This window comes from uncultured Tateyamaria sp., from assembly GCF_947496075.1.
Lineage (GTDB): Bacteria > Pseudomonadota > Alphaproteobacteria > Rhodobacterales > Rhodobacteraceae > Tateyamaria.
Window position 1 is genome coordinate 373,366 of record NZ_CANMBJ010000001.1, and the last position, 15,920, is coordinate 389,285.

The following is a 15,920-nucleotide window of genomic DNA, read 5'->3' on the forward strand; positions in this document are numbered from 1 at the left end:
TCGTTGTCGTTTCCACCGGGTGTAAAGGCCATCCCCGCGCCAGACAAGGGATCGGTGCACGGCATATGTGCGGGAATTGCGTGTTGTCCCGCGCGCAGGTCGCATAACATTGAGGGCAAAGGTGTTAGACCTACACACAAACGCCCGGAGACCGCTTATGGCCCTCGCCAACACCGCCAACCGCTACGGCAGCCTGTCCAAGACTTTTCACTGGCTGACCGCCCTTCTGATCCTGACGCTTTTCCCGCTGGGTCTTGTCGCAAACAACATGGCCTATGAATTGCAGAGCATGTCCGCCCCTGCAGATGATCTGGTGGCCCGCACGGCGTGGCTGTTTTCGCTGCACAAGACATTGGGCGTCACCGTGTTCTTCGTGGCACTGCTGCGCATCCTGTGGGCACTGAACCAGCCAAAGCCAGGCCTTCTGCACCCGGATCGCAAGCTGGAAAGTCTGGCTGCGGAAACCGTGCACTGGCTGCTGTATGGCAGTCTGGTTGTCGTGCCTTTGTCCGGATGGATCCACCACGCCGCGGCCAGCGGCTTTGCCCCGATCTGGTGGCCCTTTGGCCAGACCTTGCCACTGGTGCCCAAATCCGAAGCCGTTGCCGCGGCTATGGGCGGCGCGCACTGGGTGCTGACCAAGGTTCTGGGAGTTGCGCTACTCCTGCATATCGCGGGCGCGTTGAAACACCACGTCATTGATAAGGATGCCACCCTGCGCCGCATGTGGTTCGGGCGTACCGATGTGCCCCGGACCAGCCCCGAACACAAACATGCCGCACCGATCACAGCCGCGCTTGCCTTGTGGGCGCTTGCCTTGTCCGGCGGCGCAGCTCTGGGTGTATATGCACCGCACGGGGATGGGATCGCAGTCGCCGAACTGGAAGAGGTTCAGTCCGACTGGCAGGTCCAGGATGGCACATTGGCCATCACGGTCACCCAGCTTGGATCCGAAGTCGAAGGGCAATTCGCCGACTGGACCGCAGTGATCAGCTTTGACGAAACCGTTGAAAACGGCACGGCCGGCGCGGTTGAGGTCACGGTGGCGATTGGCTCCCTTTCCCTAGGGTCGGTCACAGATCAGGCGATGGGGCCGGACTTCTTCAACTCGGCAGACTTCCCAACGGCCACGTTCACGGCAGATATCGTTACGGTGGTGGACGGGTACGAAGCGAAGGGAACGCTCACGATCAAAGAGCAGTCGATGCCAATCACCCTGCCCTTTGGTCTGTCGATCAACGGCGACACCGCCTCGATGACCGGGGGCCTGACGCTGGACCGCCGCAGCTTTGGGATCGGAGACAACATGGCCGACGAAAGCTCCCTTGCCTTTGCAGTCACCGTAGATGTCAACCTGACCGCCCTGCGCGCAGCATCGGAATAGAGTTCACCCCCGCTTCCCTGTTTCAAAAAATCCCCGCCGGAGGCATGGGTCAGGAGGGTCTGAAAAGGCCCTCCTGAATAAAATCGTGTCGCGCGCACGCGCGGCCTTTCGACGGCAACCACGAAAAAAGCCGCGCGAGAAAATCGCGCGGCTCTCAGATACTACGTGAGTGGTGATCTTACTCAGCCTTCTGGGCTTCGACCGAAATCTGCACCTGCACTTCGTCACCGACGGCCGGAGCGAACGCACCCAGATTGAAGTCGGACCGCAAGAGGGTTGTTGTGGCGTTAAAGCCAGCCCAGTCTTTCTGGTTCAGCGGGTTGGCACCCGCCTGGTTCAGCGTCGCGTCGAGAACAACAGATTTGGTCACGTCATTCATGGTAAGATCGCCTGTGATCTGCGCCGTGTCATCCCCGGTCAATTCGATGCCGGTTGATGTGAACGAAATCACATCTTCATCCGTGGCCCCAAAGAAATCATCGGACATGAAGTGGCCATCGCGCTGCTCCCACCCTGTGAACATCGATTTCGTAGGCATCGACACGGTCACGCTGGAATTGGCGGGATCTTCCTGATCAAACATGATCTCGCCTTCAAAGCCCGAGAACATGCCCCAAGTGGTCGAGAAACCGAGGTGGTTGTAGGAAAACAGCACCTGGCTGTGGCTTGAATCCAGCGTGTAGCGCTCTGCTGCGAAGGCGAAAGACGCAGTTGAGGCCAGCGCTGTGGCAAGAAGAAGGGATTTCATGGGGCGTGCTCCACAAGAGTTTATGTATGCAGACAAGATGTCGCATATTGCCGCAGAGGCAACTGCACATCCGTCAACATATCGTGCGCATGGCTGAACATCGCTCATGCGCATGGGGAGTGCCCGATTGAAATTTTAGAGTTTGCCAGCGTCCTGCAAGGCGCCATACAGGCTGGACCACGCATCCGGATCCGGCAGTGTTATTGCAGCCAGAAACGCGCCATTTGCCGCCGTCAATCGGATCACGTCACCGACAGCTTCCGCGCGCCCCAGATCACGGATGGCGATGCGACGGATCACTGAGCGGCGGCGCCCACCCGGTCGGGCGATGCGAACTTCGCGGCGCACGGTATCGATTTGCACTTCAGGGTCCTGCGCCTGAAGCTTGTCCTGCATCAGCGCGAGGCCTGCGAAGCCAAGAAACAGCGACACACCCAGCTTCATCAGCACAAGATCGACGGCCATCTCGGTCCCGGGTTCAATCCAAAGGCCAAGCGAGGCCAGAACAAGGACAGCGCCAAACGCGCGGCTTGCGATCCTCCGCGCTCCCAGGGACCACATGCGCGTGCGCTTGTTTCCCTGCTGTTCAGCGTCGGTCGCTTGTTGTTCGGCTTGGGTCGTTGTTTCGAATGTGGCAGTCATGGCAGTGATCCTCCAGCGTGTTGCGGCGACATTGTCGATCAAAAATGACTAAATTGCGGCCCATCCAAGGAAAGCCCATGATCACGCCGTGGGGCGAGATCTGCCCTTGCACCGCAGCGTCAAGAGTGTATACGAGCGCATCCCTGCAAACCCGTTTTGCCGCGCAGTCTCTCGTGACCATCCCGCAGGGCCTTGATGGATCGGTCTATGAAATGCGCCTTGATAGAAGTGGAGATATCCCATGCCTCTTTATGAGCATGTGATGATTGCCCGTCAGGACCTGTCGAACACGCAGGCCGAAGGGCTCATCGAACATTTTGGCACCGTTCTGGCTGACAATGGCGGTCAACTCGTAGACAACGAGTACTGGGGCGTCAAAACAATGGCCTACAAGATCAACAAGAACCGCAAGGGCCACTATGCCTATATGCGCACCAACGCACCGGCCCCCGCCGTGCAAGAGATGGAGCGCCTGATGCGCCTGCATGACGATGTCATGCGCGTTCTGACGATCAAGGTGGACGAGCATGCCGAAGGCCCCTCGATCCAGATGCAGAAACGTGACGAACGCGACAGCCGTCGCGAGCGCCGCTAAGAGAGAGGGAGCTAAACCATGGCTGCAAAACCGTTTTTCCGCCGTCGTAAAGTGTGCCCCTTCTCGGGCGAGAACGCACCATCGATCGACTACAAGGACACGCGCCTGCTGCAACGCTATATCTCTGAGCGTGGCAAGATCGTGCCCAGCCGTATCACCGCCGTCTCGGCCAAGAAGCAACGCGAGCTGGCCCGTGCCATCAAGCGCGCCCGTTTCCTGGCCCTGCTGCCCTACGCCGTGAAATAAGGAGCGACTGACATGCAAGTTATCCTTCTCGAACGTGTGGCCAAACTGGGCCAGATGGGTGACGTCGTTGACGTCAAGCCTGGCTACGCCCGCAACTACCTGCTGCTGCAGAAAAAGGCGCTGGTCGCATCCAAAGCCAACATCGCAGACTTCGCAGCGCAGAAATCGCAGCTTGAAGCCCGCAACCTTGAAACCAAAAAAGAAGCCGAAGCGTTGGGTGAAAAGCTGGATGGCCAGCAGTTCATCGTGATTCGCCAAGCTTCGGACGGTGGCAACCTCTACGGCTCCGTCACGCCTCGTGACGCATCCGACGTTGCCACGGCTGAAGGTTTCAGCGTTGATCGCAAACAGGTTGTGATCCCGAACCCCATCAAGGAGCTGGGCCTGCACGATGTGCACATCACCCTGCACCCTGAAGTGGACGTGGTCATCCAGCTGAACGTCGCCCGCTCGGAAGAAGAAGCCGAGCTGCAGGCGTCGGGCAAATCGATCCAGGAGCTGGCCGCCGAAGAGGAAGCCGCTGCCGAGTTCGAAATCCAGGAACTGTTCGACGATATCGGTGCTGCCGCATCGGAAGACGAAGAGCTGGCAGAATCCGCAGGCATCGCACCCGAAGAGGCACCCGCCGAGGAAGAGCCCAAGGACTGATCCACCTTCGGAATGAAACACGTAAACCGCGTCCCTTCGGGGCGCGGTTTTTTTCTATGCCTCTCCCATTTGACCTTTGCACATCGCGCAGCCAAGGTGCGCGCATGTTGCGACGCTTCGGCCTGTTCTTGCTATTACTTGCTGCCTGCGATGAGCCCGACCTAGGTCGCGACCCGGCCACGATTGTCATGGCCCCCCGCCCCCAGCCGCAGACCGAGGCCGAAATCGCCTTTGCCGCCGACTTGTTCAATGGGCTTCAGGCGCAATCCATCGATGAGGGGCGCGAATATTGCGGATTGATCGGTGTCGATGCCAGCGGGTCCTATGTCGCGACGACCGCCCGCCGTGGGGGAACCTCGACCTGTCTGCCGCCCCTATCCGCTGGGTCCAACATCACCGTCCTGGCCTCTTACCACACCCATGGCGCTTATGATCCGGAATATCTGACCGAGATTCCGTCCTATGATGATATCCGGACGGACATTGAGGATGGTACGGACGGCTATGTCGCCACGCCCGGCGGGCGTCTGTGGTATGTCGATGCCCGGGCCCAAGAGGCGCGGCTCGTCTGTGGTGCGCGATGCCTGGTGAGTGATGCAGAGTTTGAGGAAGACCCCGCATTTCCGGTACGTCCACGATATTCGTTGCAGGATCTGAGTGGGTTCTGAGCCGGGCCTTAGCGCATAGCCCAAGTGAAGACTTGTAGAAAGGAGCCTAAGGAATGATTGCGTATGTCACCGTTGGTGTTGACAACATTGCGCGCGCAGAGCGTTTTTATTCAGCATTCCTGCCAGCCCTCGGTTACGGGCTGGAGGAGTATCATGGTGACCTGAGTTACGCGTTGCCTGTACCAGCGGGCCAGTCTCCGGTGTCGCCGGAATTTTACGTCAAATCGCCCTTCAATGGAGGGTCAGCCACGGCTGGGAATGGGACGATGATTGCATTCGAGGCGCGCAATCAAAAGCAAGTGCGCGACCTGCACGCGGCAGCACTTGCCGCTGGCGGGTTTGACGACGGGCCGCCGGGATTTCGTGCCATGTACGGGCCGAATTTTTATGTCGGCTATCTTCGCGACCCTCAGGGTAACAAGATCGCATTGTTCTCCAGCAATCCAGACGAACCGGGACGCGACGGATAGCGCGGGTTTCGCCAGCGGAACACGCGCCCGATCCGCGTTTCAGGGCAGAAGTCAGCACACTTGTGGATCGTGGCGGAGCGTCTTGTTTCGCGCCGTCACGATCCTTTTCCAAAACCAATGCAACGCCCTACTCTGCGGGGATTGCGTCGCGCCGAGCAGACGGTGGGACCTCGCGCGCACTGTCGGGTTGCGGAGGGCGCTTTGCGGACAGGGTCAGACCAACCGACAAAGCGGCAACACCCAAACCGATGACACCGGTAAATGTGAGCGTCTCGCCAAAAAGCATCCATGCCATCACCATGGTCACCGGCGGTGACAGGTAGGTCAGGCTGGCAACGCGCGGCGCAGGCATTTGGCGCAGCAAGACAAACATCAGGCCGTAAGCGGCCAGCGACACGACGACGGCCAGCCACACGATAGCAAACACCAGATTGCCGTTCCATTCGGCCTGAAGCCCTTCGATACCCACAGCCAACGGCGCCAAGACCAGCAAAGATGCGAGGCAATGCAGGAAGGTCACCAACACCAACGGTGCCTCGTTTTCGTTGCTGACGGTTGCACTGCGATCCACAAGCGACGCGATGGTGATCGAGATCACCGCAAGAAACGGCAAGGCATAAGCCAGAAACGCGCCACCGAGAGCAACGCCATCTCCGATCACGATCGCCACGGCCACAAGGCCCAGACAAAGCCCAAGCCATTCGCGCGTGGCCACCCGTTCTCCGGTCATCCGTGCGGACAATGCGCCGGTCATGATCGGCTGCAAGGCCGTGATGAACGCCGCAAGACCCGCAGACAGGCCCAGATCAATCGCACCCAACACGGCGGCCAACCACCCCGCATGTGCCAGTGCGCCAACAACCATGTGCCGTGCGACCACGCGGCGTGGCATCCTTTGCCATTGCCGCAGGATACTGACCAGAACGCCCAGGATCACCACGATCAAAAGGTAACGCCAAAACAGGATCGTGAACGTTCCTGCGTAGTCGAGGCCAAATTTGGCCCCGACAAACCCTGAACTCCAAAGCACGACAAAGGGCGTGCACAGGACCGGGATGCCCATCATGCGCGCGCTCATCTCGCGCCCCCCTGCCCTTCGACAATGCGCTGGTAGCCCGTCAGATCATCCAGTTCCATGTAAACCTGTTGGAAGTGCCGAACGCCTTCGTCATCATCAAAGGCGTCCCGCCCATGCAGTACACGATGATTGTTGATCAGCAGGATTTCACCCGGTTCACACCGATAGGACAGCCGGTTTTCAGGGGCATTCACCCGGGCCGCAAGGGCACGCCACGCATCATACCATTGTGGCACCAGATCGAAGGGCACGGTGCGCAACGGCTGCACCGTCCAGTTGGCATATCGCAGGATCACCAATTCCCCCGCATTGTTCAGGATCACCGGCGGGAATTGCGACAGCGTGTCTGCCTTTCCTGACCACAACCGGAATTCGACGTCATGGGTGGTCAGAACCTCAAGCGCCTCGGGGTTTTCGTCGCGCAGTTGCGCCACGACCTGCGCACCATCCACATATTGCGACGCCCCACCCGCCACATCGTTCTGCAGGCAATGGAACACCATCACATTGGGCGGCCATGAGTAGCCCGAGCAATCCGTGTGAAGCGGCAATGCTGCTTTGGTAAAACCCAGCGTGTAGGGATCAACGCTGACCCGAATGTTGGCAACCCGATCGAATGCGATCTCCCGGACATGGGCCAGATGCTCGGCAAAGCGCTCAACCTCGCCCTGCTCGGTCGGCACGTCGATCATCTGCACCAGGCCGAAACGCTGAAAGTCAGCGATCATGGCAGCTGCCGTGTGCGGATCATTCATTACGTGCTGGTAGGAAAAGCTGCGCAGTTCCCGCGTGTTGATGTCGAACCGCTGATCCGAACGGCAATTGTCGCGCAGCCACTGATAGTGGAACCGCGACAGGCCACCGTGCGCCCAATGCACGGTCAGATGGTCGGTGTTGAGATCCGTGGCGATAACGCTTGGTGACGTGAAGTGCGTGTCGTGCTTGCCCACGGGGAACCTCCTTTGCTGAGCTGTACCCATAGAATTGAAGCGACCGTTGCTTTTCAGAAGATGTCACTTATGCGAACCTCCTTTGCGTAAAACGCAAAGCCATGCAGATCGCGAAAAGGGTGGATCATGGACCTCATCGGTGACTTGGAACTCATGCAGGACCTTGCGGAGCTGGGCAGCTTTTCAGCCGTGGGTCGTCAGAGATCACAGGCCGCGTCGAGCATCGCGCGCCGCCTGGATCGGCTTGAAGCCCATGTTGGGGAACGTTTGTTCAACCGCACCCCGACGGGGCTTTTTCTCACTGCCGCTGGCGCGCGCAAACTGGTGGACGCACGGGACCTGACCGCGGCCGCCGCCGCCTTTGCCGAGCGTGACGAGGACAACGGCCAGCTCAGGGGCCATATCGTGGTATCGGCGCCGTCCCGGTTGGGCGAGGTTTGCATCGCACCGATCGTCGGTGCGTTCCTTGAAACACATCCGGCCGTGTCGATTGACTTGCATCTGACTGACGCGGTTCAGGATCTGGACCGAGGCAGGATTGGCCTTGCCGTTCGGATCGGAGGCACGTCCGAGAACCATCATATCATCCAGCGGATCGCCAACAATCGCCGGACCCTTGTTGCCGCCCCAACTTATCTTGCGCAGCATGGAGAGATAAGGGCTGTTGAGGACTTGGACAGGTGTGACGGGTTACTCTTGGGAGACGCACCATCCTGGCGGTTGCTGGGCCCTGGCGGTCGGGTTTACCTTGCCAAGCCACGGGCGCGGCTCAAATGCGTGTCGGGCGATATTGTGCGCATAATGTGTGTCGCCGGACTTGGCGTCGCGCTCAAATCCCATTGGGATGTTCAAAGTGCGCTTGCGGACGGCACGCTGGTGGAAATTCTGCCGGATTGGACCCAGGCGAACCCTGTGGACGTGATGATCGTGATGCCGGACCGCAGGCTAACCTCTGCAACACTGCGCGCCTTCCGCGAGGTGCTTGAAAAGCGGCTGAAATCCATGCTGGCTGTGCCATCGGCATAGGCTGACGCCGACGACATTCCTGATGGCGGGCGCACACTACTCGCGCGTCCAAGATCCGTGCGCGAACTCGAATTGAGGACGGAACGCGGCACTTGAGCCGTCATACTTCAAATCCGGATAGCTGGAACGGGCCCACCAACGCTGCGATGGGTCATCAGCATCGCAGGCGGCGGTTCCAACGTCGGGCCCTTCCGCAGGTCCGACCGTTCTGGGAACGAGCAAGCACCGGTCGCTGTTTCGGTTGCAGATCAGCACGCCGGGCAAGCCGCGGTTCGGTTCGTTGACGATCTCGAAGTACTGGCGGGAGTCATTTGAATTGCAGCCGAACAACTGTATGAAAGGCGGCTCCTCCGCGCTGAGCCCAGTGTCAATTCCAAGACAGGACTGCCCTTCGCTGCCTTGATGATTGCGCCAGACCAACCGGATAGAACCAAAATGCGCCTCGACGGGAACCACCTCGAATGACTGATCATTGAAGTCGCCATCAGCAGTGGCGCACGCCTGCGTACGCACATTCAGCGGGGTTTGCTCTGGAAGGTCGGCAACGGTGATGCACGCATTCAGGTTGGCGTCAAAGAGTTGGTGTGTGGAATACGGGCTTCCGAACTTTTTACGTCTGCGCAGCTTTGCAGAGTTACGCTGGGTGACACTGTTGCCCGGCGCTGCATTGGGATCAACAGAGAAAACTTCGAATGGTCCAAAGCCCAGAAAGCTGGAATCGACCAATTGCAGCTCAAACGTATTGCGCAGTTCGCAGCGCGACGGCAGATCGGTCAGAAACCGCGGCAGGGCAAGCTTGTATGTGTGCGATGTGTCGTCACCGCGCGTGCAATTGAAGAACTCGGATGCCGAGCAATCGGCCTCGAATGTTTCGACCGTGCTGTCGATGCGTGCCCGGCTCCGCCTCAACCGATAAGGCTTGTAGTGGCCGGTATGCAGGCAAGCCGAGGCGGATCAGGTTGTTCGCGCGAATGTCCAGTTTGCCGCGCTGCCCAATCGCGGCATGAGTGCTAGAAAGGGGCGCTGCCCGGTTGCTTCAGGAGTGACCGTGGCATCGCGCAATTCCGCAACGTCATCCCTTTCCTTGACGTCTGTTCCGACGCGCAGCACGGAATAGTCGATCAGCTCGATCACGTAGGACGTCAGTGAGGGCGTTCTGTTGTCGGATCGGCCAAACTCTTGTGCGGCCACCGTTCCCGCGCCGAATACCAAAGCAACAAGGATAGAAGTTGGTTTTCCAAAGACTTTCACAATAACTTCTCGGTCCGTCAGGGTTGGCACAAAGAAATCGTTAAATAATGACTAGCATATCGCAGCCGGACCAAAGCGCACTCTGGCGTTGCAGCTGATCAGGTGGGCCGCATCAGCAGAAGGTCATTGCCGTCAACACGTTGCGCCCACGCAAAACGAAAAAGGGCCACGCCAAGTGGCGCAGCCCCAAGATACTTTCGGAAGAGACGGCGACTTAGTCTTCGTTTTCTAACGCTTCGACGGCCTTTTGAAGATCGTCCTTGCTGACATCCTTGTCCTTCACCGACGCGTTTTCGACGATGTGGTCAACCACCTTGTCCTCGAACAGCGGGGCGCGCAGTTGCTGTTGCATCTGCTGGTTCTGCTGCACGAATTCAAAGAACTGGCGTTCCTGGCCCGGATACTGACGCGCCTGCTGCATGATGGCCTGGCTCATCTCCGCGTCGGTCACTTCGACCTCGGCCTTCTGGCCCAGTTCGGCCAGCAGCAGGCCAAGACGCACGCGGCGCTCGGCCAGCGTGTTGTGTTCGTCTGTCGGCTCGACCTCGGGGTGGTCATGCCCTTCGACATCGGGGTTTTCCTCGTGCCACAGCTGGTGCGCAATCTGCTTGGCTTCGGCTTCGACCAGCGACGGCGGCAGGTCGAACTTCACGATGTCATCCAGTTGGTCAAGCAGCGCGCGTTTCATGACCGCGCGCGCGGCACCGCCATATTCACCTTCCAGCTGTTCGGTGATGCGGGTTTTCAGACCATCCAGATCTTCGGCCCCGTATTTCTTGGCCAGCTCGTCGTCGATCTCGGCGGCAACGGGTTCTTTCACTTCCTTAATGGTGCAATCGAACACGGCCTCTTTGCCGGCCAAGTTCTCAGCCTGATAATCGTCAGGGAAAGAAACAGTTACGGCCTTTTCTTCACCTGCCTTCGCACCCACAAGCTGCTCTTCAAAGCCAGGGATGAAAGAGTTGGAGCCCAGTGCGAGAGGATAGTCCTCGGCCGAACCGCCTTCGAAGGCTTCACCGTCGACCTTACCCACGAAGTCCATAACAACCTGATCGCCGTCCTTGGCCTTTGAGCCTTTTTTGCGCGCTTTGAAGTCCTGCGCGTTTTCAGCAAGCGACCCGAGTGTTTCCTCGACCGCCGCGTCGTCAGCTTTTACAACCAGTCGTTCCAGCTTGATCTTGCTCAGGTCCACTTCGGGAATCTCGGGCAGCGCTTCGTAGGACATCTCGACATTCACGTCGTCGCCTTCTTTCCAGTCCTCGTTGGTCATCTTGACCTCGGGCTGCATGGCAGGCCGATCGCCGCTGTCTTCGAAATGCTTGTTCATGGCGCCATCGATGCTTTCCTGCATCGCTTCGCCCATCAGGCGCTGGCCAAACTGCTTTTTCAGCAGGGCCATGGGCACCTTGCCCTTGCGAAAACCCTTCATCTCGACGTCGGGCTGCGCCTCGGTCAGTTTCTCGTTGACCTTGTTGTCCAGTTCAGCGGCGGTCACGGTGATGGCATAGCCGCGTTTCAGCCCTTCGTTCAGCGTCTCGGTGACCTGCATGTGTGCTCCCATAGCATTAAAGCCCCGTCCATGGGGGCTGATCGGAAATTCGCGCCCTTCTATGCAGCGTGGATGCGGTGTGCAAGGGGATTGGCGCATGTCACGCAAAAATGGGTAGATTGGACGCGCCGGACGGATTGATCCGCGAGGGCTTGCAACGCTCGTGCGCCACCACAAGGCGACCACACAGCAACTTTTTGGTGCGGGCGGGGAGACTCGAACTCCCACACCTTGCGGCGCCAGAACCTAAATCTGGTGCGTCTACCAATTCCGCCACGCCCGCAACTCCGGCCCCTTTAGCAAAGCAATTGCAAGGATGCGAGACGTATTTGCGCAAAAACCACGCGACATTAAGGGCGTGTTCAGCTATTGTGCCCGTAACCTAGAGGCAGGTTACAGAAAGAGACGCCATGAAACCGAATACGGTCGGGCGCGAAACGGGCACAACGATGCCCCCTTTGCGCATTGATATTGCACATGTCGGACTTGTGTCCGGCACCCTTATTCTCACAGCGGACGGTGAAATCCCGGTCGAGTATCTATCGGCCGGTGACAGGATCATCACGCGGAACGCAGGCCTTGTGCCGCTGAACGCAAGCCAGTCCTATCGCACAACAGACGAGGCGGTGAAGATCGCCGCGGGGGCGTTGGGTGATACCAAGCCCACCCACAGTGTCATCATCCCCGCCGCTCAGATGGTGCTTGTACGGGACTGGCGCGCCAAGGCCTTGCGCGGGGCTGCGCAAGCGGTGATGCCAGCCGGGTGTCTGATCGATAACGAGTTCATCACGTCGCTGGGCCCGCGCGAAATGACGCTGGTGCGGCTTGGCTTCGAAGCACCCCACATCATTTATGCTGATGGGCTGGAATTGTCCGTACCGGCAATGGCCCTGACAGGCGCCGCTGCAGCCTAAACGCCTACATCGCGCAGCACCCGCGGTAGCATCTCGGGCAAATCCTCGGCGATCAGGCCCGGGCCGAACTTGCGCGCGCATTCGATATGCAACCATGCGGCGGTTCCGGCTGCTGCCATTGGCTCAAGCCCACGGGCCAGCAGGCCCGTGATGAACCCGGCCAGTACGTCCCCCGCCCCGGCTGTGGCCAACCAAGGCGCTTCACGCCCATAGGCGGCCGTGTGGACAGAGCAACGCCCGTCCGGATGCGCGATCACCGTGTCATGTCCCTTGAATACAACCACGGCACCGCAACGTGCCGCGGCGTGCCGGGTTGCATCCACTTTCGAATACGCCGGGCCTTGATCCGGTATCGCCTGAAGGCTTGCGGCGATATCGGGGAAAAGGCGCGCAAACTCTCCACCATGTGGGGTAAGAATTGCGTTTTCATTCAATGCCTCCAATCGCGTTGCGTCCTGGGCAATGAGCGTCAGACTGTCGGCATCAAAAACGACGCGGCGCGTAAAGCGGAGATGCCCCTCGCCCAGGATGACATCCAGAAGCGCAGCTGCCTGGTCATGCAGCCCAAGGCCGGGCCCGAGACATAGGGCATTTATCCTTTGATCTTCCAGAACAGCGTTCAATGCATGCGCGTCGCTTACCCGCGTAAGCATCAAGGCCGTGACCTGTGACGCAACCTCCATTTGCGCTGCAGGCGGCACACCCAACGTCACCAGCCCTGCGCCGATCCGCAATGCACCACGGGCAGCCAGACGCGCGGCCCCGGTTCGCCCTGCCCCCCCGGATAGGATCAGGGCATGTCCGTGGTCGAACTTATGTTGGAACCTGTGCTTATTGATGTTCGGGCGATCTATTTCTGCAACGTCCACGAGGCGGATCAATTGCTCTTCTGCGACCTCAGCAGGCAGGTCCTCGTCCAATCCAATGGGCTTGACCCGGACGACGTCGGGCGTGAAGGGGAGGCTCATGTAAACACCAACCTTGGCGCGATGAAATGTAACGATCAAGTCGGCGACCAGTGAAACGGGACCGATCTGTTTGCCACTGTCGGAACAGATCCCGGAAGGCACGTCGATAGCAACGTTCCTGCTGAACATGCGATCCGCCAATTGCTGCACCTGCCACTGGAAAACGTCCTGAAACTCCTCTGGCAAAGCACGTCTCAGCCCGGTCCCGAACCCACCATCCACAAACAGATCCATGGTTTCGAAGGCTTTATTCATCTTGCGCATGTCGGATACCTGGCCCACCTCGCGCCACCGCCCGCAATTGGTTTTCGCATCCGACGGAAGCATCTCAGGGTCGCCGTAAAGGAACACCTCAACCGTCCAGCCAAGATCAGCCAGCAATCGCGCCACGACAAATCCATCGCCACCATTGTTGCCAGGCCCGCAGAGAACCACGGCCCGGTGCGCGCCCTCGCTCAGCTCAGGCCATTCCTCGAAGACACCCTCAACAACGCCGGCTCCGGCACGCTCCATCAGCTCGAGGCCAGTCACCTGTCCCGACTCAATCGCGGCCTGTTCAATGGCCCGCATCTGGGCCTGGGTCAGCAGCTCAGTCATGCGCAAATCCTCAAAGTTTTCAAAACGCCCAATTTTTATGCGCGTCGCCCAATTTGAGGGCGCATACCTCACAATCGCGTCTCATCCCCAGCAATCTCTACAGCATGCCATGGACGCCCCAAACCACAAATGGTCCACCGCCAACACAAGGCGCGACAAAGGGAGGCAGCCCCGTGAAAAAGATCGAAGCGATCATCAAGCCCTTCAAGCTTGATGAAGTCAAAGAGGCACTGCAAGAGGTCGGTGTCCAGGGTCTGTCCGTGATCGAGGTCAAGGGATTTGGCCGCCAGAAAGGTCACACGGAACTCTATCGCGGTGCCGAATATGTTGTCGACTTTCTGCCAAAGGTGAAAGTCGAGGTCGTGCTGGACGATGATCAGGTTGATGCCGCCATCGCCGCCATCGTGGACGCCGCCAAGACCGAGAAAATCGGTGACGGCAAGATTTTCGTATCACCCATCGAACAAACCATTCGCATCCGTACCGGCGAGACCGGCTCGGACGCGCTCTAAACTCTACTCAAAGACAGGAAGGACCCATAGGAAATGGCCAACCCCGTTCTCGATATGATCAAGGAAGAAGGCGCCGAGTACGTCGACATCCGTTTCACAGACCCGCGTGGCAAGCTGCAGCACGTGACCGTCATGGCCGACCAGGTCGACGAGGATTTCCTTGAAGAAGGCTTTATGTTCGACGGCTCGTCGATCGCAGGCTGGAAGTCGATCGAAGCGTCCGACATGAAACTGATGCCCGACCAGGCCAGCGCCTATGTCGACCCCTTCTATGCCGAGAAAACCATCTGTGTTCACTGCTCCATTGTAGAGCCGGACACAGGCGAGGCCTATGAGCGCGACCCACGCGGCACCGCCGAAAAAGCCGAAGCCTACCTGAAATCCACAGGTATCGGCGACGCAGCTTACATGGGCCCCGAAGCCGAATTCTTCCTGTTTGACGATGTGCGTTATTCCAACAGCATCAACAAGGTATCCTACGAAGTTGATGCAACTGACGCGTCGTGGAACACCGACACCGAATACGAGATGGGCAACATGGGCCACCGCCCCGGCGTCAAGGGCGGTTACTTCCCTGTAAACCCAACGGACGAAAGCCAGGACCTGCGCTCCGAGATGCTGAGCACCATGAAGCGTCTGGGCATGAAGGTCGACAAGCACCACCACGAAGTGGCGTCCTGTCAGCACGAGCTGGGCCTGATCTTTGACAGCCTGACCAAGCAGGCGGACGAGCTGCAGAAGTACAAGTACGTCATCCACAACGTCGCCGCTGCCTATGGCAAATCGGCTACGTTCATGCCAAAGCCCATCGCAGGCGACAACGGCACCGGCATGCACGTGAACATGTCGATCTGGAAAGACGGCAAGCCGCTCTTTGCTGGCGACAAATATGCCGACCTGTCGGATGAGGCGCTGTTCTTCATCGGTGGTGTTCTGAAGCATGCCAAAGCGCTGAACGCCTTCACCAACCCGTCGACCAACAGCTACAAGCGTCTGATCCCGGGCTTCGAAGCGCCTGTGCTGCGCGCCTACTCGGCTCGTAACCGCTCGGGCTGCGTCCGGATCCCATGGACCGAGTCGCCCAAAGCCAAGCGCGTCGAGGCCCGCTTCCCCGACCCATCGGCGAACCCCTACTTGTGCTTCGCGGCCCTGCTGATGGCTGGCCTCGACGGTATCCAGAACAAGATCCATCCGGGCGAGCCTTCGGACAAGGACCTGTACGATCTGCCGCCAGAAGAGTTGGCCGGCATCCCGACAGTTTGCGGCAGCTTGCGCGAAGCGATGGAAGAGCTGGAAGCCGACATGGACTTCCTTCTGGCCGGAGACGTGTTCACCAAAGACCAGATCGAAGGTTACATCGCGCTGAAGATGGAAGAGATCGAAACATACGAGCACACACCGCACCCGGTTGAGTTCGGTATGTACTACAGCTGCTAAGCTGTTAACCGATCAAACGAGAATTGGAGGGGCGCCCGCAATGGCGCCCCTTTTTCGTACACGGAGCCATGCCGCAAAGAGCGGTCACGTTTGACCCAGAACCACTCTGTTTTAGCCGCATGTCATTAGATGACGCGGCGCGGTCGCATGCGGCAATTTCAGTAAAAACCACATGTCGCGTCACGGCTGCGCGACCGTCAACCCGCCACGCGATACAGCATCTCCGCAAGATCGGCG

Annotated in this window: 18 protein-coding genes and 1 tRNA gene; 10 read left to right on the forward strand and 9 right to left on the reverse strand. The window is 59.0% G+C overall.

Annotated features, from left to right (window positions below):
* The first annotated feature begins 157 nt into the window (after window positions 1–157).
* Window positions 158–1,384 (forward strand): cytochrome b/b6 domain-containing protein, encoded by a 1,227-nt coding sequence (locus Q1A51_RS01885; protein ID WP_299603144.1) that lies wholly within the window; start codon window positions 158–160, stop codon window positions 1,382–1,384.
* A 178-nt stretch (window positions 1,385–1,562) separates the two neighbouring features.
* Here Q1A51_RS01885 and Q1A51_RS01890 read toward each other — a convergent pair whose 3' ends face one another.
* Window positions 1,563–2,132 (reverse strand): YceI family protein, encoded by a 570-nt coding sequence (locus Q1A51_RS01890; RefSeq protein WP_299206654.1) that lies wholly within the window; start codon window positions 2,130–2,132, stop codon window positions 1,563–1,565.
* Window positions 2,133–2,267: 135 nt separating this feature from the next.
* Window positions 2,268–2,774, reverse strand: coding sequence for a hypothetical protein (locus tag Q1A51_RS01895; RefSeq protein ID WP_299603147.1), 507 nt, complete (start codon window positions 2,772–2,774; stop codon window positions 2,268–2,270).
* 241 nt (window positions 2,775–3,015) lie between these two features.
* On the opposite strand from Q1A51_RS01895, the gene rpsF reads away from it, so the two are divergent.
* From rpsF to Q1A51_RS01920, 5 genes are all read left to right on the forward strand, one after another.
* Window positions 3,016–3,369, forward strand: coding sequence for a 30S ribosomal protein S6 (gene rpsF / locus Q1A51_RS01900; RefSeq protein ID WP_299206658.1), 354 nt, complete (start codon window positions 3,016–3,018; stop codon window positions 3,367–3,369).
* 18 nt (window positions 3,370–3,387) lie between these two features.
* Window positions 3,388–3,615 carry a 30S ribosomal protein S18 gene (rpsR, locus tag Q1A51_RS01905; protein ID WP_299206661.1) on the forward strand — a complete coding sequence of 76 codons (228 nt, stop codon included), beginning with the start codon at window positions 3,388–3,390 and terminating at the stop codon, window positions 3,613–3,615.
* Between the two features lie 12 nt (window positions 3,616–3,627).
* Window positions 3,628–4,263: a 50S ribosomal protein L9 gene (gene rplI, locus Q1A51_RS01910; protein WP_299206663.1), complete on the forward strand. Its 636-nt coding sequence runs from the start codon at window positions 3,628–3,630 to the stop codon at window positions 4,261–4,263.
* A gap of 104 nt (window positions 4,264–4,367) precedes the next feature.
* Window positions 4,368–4,931: a DUF4329 domain-containing protein gene (locus Q1A51_RS01915; protein ID WP_299603150.1), complete on the forward strand. Its 564-nt coding sequence runs from the start codon at window positions 4,368–4,370 to the stop codon at window positions 4,929–4,931.
* Window positions 4,932–4,984: 53 nt separating this feature from the next.
* Window positions 4,985–5,401: a VOC family protein gene (locus tag Q1A51_RS01920; protein WP_299603152.1), complete on the forward strand. Its 417-nt coding sequence runs from the start codon at window positions 4,985–4,987 to the stop codon at window positions 5,399–5,401.
* Window positions 5,402–5,528: 127 nt separating this feature from the next.
* Here Q1A51_RS01920 and Q1A51_RS01925 read toward each other — a convergent pair whose 3' ends face one another.
* Both Q1A51_RS01925 and Q1A51_RS01930 read right to left on the reverse strand, forming a co-directional pair.
* Entirely contained in the window at window positions 5,529–6,479 is a 951-nt protein-coding gene (locus Q1A51_RS01925; RefSeq protein WP_299603155.1) for a DMT family transporter, read from the reverse strand.
* Window positions 6,476–7,429: a TauD/TfdA family dioxygenase gene (locus tag Q1A51_RS01930; protein ID WP_299603158.1), complete on the reverse strand. Its 954-nt coding sequence runs from the start codon at window positions 7,427–7,429 to the stop codon at window positions 6,476–6,478. Before Q1A51_RS01930 ends, Q1A51_RS01925 begins: the two co-directional genes overlap by 4 nt.
* Before the next feature lie 126 nt (window positions 7,430–7,555).
* Between Q1A51_RS01930 and Q1A51_RS01935 the strand changes: the two genes are divergently transcribed.
* Window positions 7,556–8,455: a LysR family transcriptional regulator gene (locus Q1A51_RS01935; protein ID WP_299603161.1), complete on the forward strand. Its 900-nt coding sequence runs from the start codon at window positions 7,556–7,558 to the stop codon at window positions 8,453–8,455.
* 36 nt (window positions 8,456–8,491) lie between these two features.
* Here the strand turns inward: Q1A51_RS01935 and Q1A51_RS01940 are convergent, their stop codons facing one another.
* From Q1A51_RS01940 to Q1A51_RS01955, 4 genes are all read right to left on the reverse strand, one after another.
* Entirely contained in the window at window positions 8,492–9,181 is a 690-nt protein-coding gene (locus tag Q1A51_RS01940) for a ricin-type beta-trefoil lectin domain protein (protein WP_299603164.1), read from the reverse strand.
* Between the two features lie 228 nt (window positions 9,182–9,409).
* Window positions 9,410–9,736 carry a hypothetical protein gene (locus Q1A51_RS01945; RefSeq protein ID WP_299603167.1) on the reverse strand — a complete coding sequence of 109 codons (327 nt, stop codon included), beginning with the start codon at window positions 9,734–9,736 and terminating at the stop codon, window positions 9,410–9,412.
* Window positions 9,737–9,920: 184 nt separating this feature from the next.
* Entirely contained in the window at window positions 9,921–11,255 is a 1,335-nt protein-coding gene (tig, locus tag Q1A51_RS01950; protein ID WP_299603170.1) for a trigger factor, read from the reverse strand.
* A gap of 198 nt (window positions 11,256–11,453) precedes the next feature.
* Window positions 11,454–11,538: transfer RNA gene (locus Q1A51_RS01955), tRNA-Leu, on the reverse strand.
* Window positions 11,539–11,665: 127 nt separating this feature from the next.
* On the opposite strand from Q1A51_RS01955, the gene Q1A51_RS01960 reads away from it, so the two are divergent.
* The gene (locus tag Q1A51_RS01960; RefSeq protein WP_299206680.1) at window positions 11,666–12,169 is read left to right on the forward strand and encodes a Hint domain-containing protein; all 504 of its coding nucleotides are present in this window, start codon (window positions 11,666–11,668) and stop codon (window positions 12,167–12,169) included.
* Here the strand turns inward: Q1A51_RS01960 and Q1A51_RS01965 are convergent.
* Entirely contained in the window at window positions 12,166–13,734 is a 1,569-nt protein-coding gene (locus tag Q1A51_RS01965; RefSeq protein WP_299603174.1) for an NAD(P)H-hydrate dehydratase, read from the reverse strand. The genes Q1A51_RS01960 and Q1A51_RS01965 overlap by 4 nt on opposite strands.
* A gap of 173 nt (window positions 13,735–13,907) precedes the next feature.
* On the opposite strand from Q1A51_RS01965, the gene Q1A51_RS01970 reads away from it, so the two are divergent.
* Window positions 13,908–14,246 (forward strand): P-II family nitrogen regulator, encoded by a 339-nt coding sequence (locus tag Q1A51_RS01970; RefSeq protein ID WP_299206684.1) that lies wholly within the window; start codon window positions 13,908–13,910, stop codon window positions 14,244–14,246.
* Window positions 14,247–14,279: 33 nt separating this feature from the next.
* Window positions 14,280–15,683 (forward strand): type I glutamate--ammonia ligase, encoded by a 1,404-nt coding sequence (glnA, locus tag Q1A51_RS01975; protein WP_299549409.1) that lies wholly within the window; start codon window positions 14,280–14,282, stop codon window positions 15,681–15,683.
* The last annotated feature ends 237 nt before the right edge of the window (window positions 15,684–15,920 follow it).

What these genes read in the sequence shown, in the direction of transcription:
- Q1A51_RS01885 (WP_299603144.1), top strand. Translation starts at nt 158, where the DNA reads ATGGCCCTCGCCAACACCGCCAACCGCTACGGCAGCCTGTCCAAGACT.
- Q1A51_RS01890 (WP_299206654.1), bottom strand. Translation starts at nt 2,132, where the DNA reads ATGAAATCCCTTCTTCTTGCCACAGCGCTGGCCTCAACTGCGTCTTTC.
- Q1A51_RS01895 (WP_299603147.1), bottom strand. Translation starts at nt 2,774, where the DNA reads ATGACTGCCACATTCGAAACAACGACCCAAGCCGAACAACAAGCGACC.
- rpsF (WP_299206658.1), top strand. Translation starts at nt 3,016, where the DNA reads ATGCCTCTTTATGAGCATGTGATGATTGCCCGTCAGGACCTGTCGAAC.
- rpsR (WP_299206661.1), top strand. Translation starts at nt 3,388, where the DNA reads ATGGCTGCAAAACCGTTTTTCCGCCGTCGTAAAGTGTGCCCCTTCTCG.
- rplI (WP_299206663.1), top strand. Translation starts at nt 3,628, where the DNA reads ATGCAAGTTATCCTTCTCGAACGTGTGGCCAAACTGGGCCAGATGGGT.
- Q1A51_RS01915 (WP_299603150.1), top strand. Translation starts at nt 4,368, where the DNA reads ATGTTGCGACGCTTCGGCCTGTTCTTGCTATTACTTGCTGCCTGCGAT.
- Q1A51_RS01920 (WP_299603152.1), top strand. Translation starts at nt 4,985, where the DNA reads ATGATTGCGTATGTCACCGTTGGTGTTGACAACATTGCGCGCGCAGAG.
- Q1A51_RS01925 (WP_299603155.1), bottom strand. Translation starts at nt 6,479, where the DNA reads ATGAGCGCGCGCATGATGGGCATCCCGGTCCTGTGCACGCCCTTTGTC.
- Q1A51_RS01935 (WP_299603161.1), top strand. Translation starts at nt 7,556, where the DNA reads ATGGACCTCATCGGTGACTTGGAACTCATGCAGGACCTTGCGGAGCTG.
- tig (WP_299603170.1), bottom strand. Translation starts at nt 11,255, where the DNA reads ATGCAGGTCACCGAGACGCTGAACGAAGGGCTGAAACGCGGCTATGCC.
- Q1A51_RS01960 (WP_299206680.1), top strand. Translation starts at nt 11,666, where the DNA reads ATGAAACCGAATACGGTCGGGCGCGAAACGGGCACAACGATGCCCCCT.
- Q1A51_RS01965 (WP_299603174.1), bottom strand. Translation starts at nt 13,734, where the DNA reads ATGACTGAGCTGCTGACCCAGGCCCAGATGCGGGCCATTGAACAGGCC.
- glnA (WP_299549409.1), top strand. Translation starts at nt 14,280, where the DNA reads ATGGCCAACCCCGTTCTCGATATGATCAAGGAAGAAGGCGCCGAGTAC.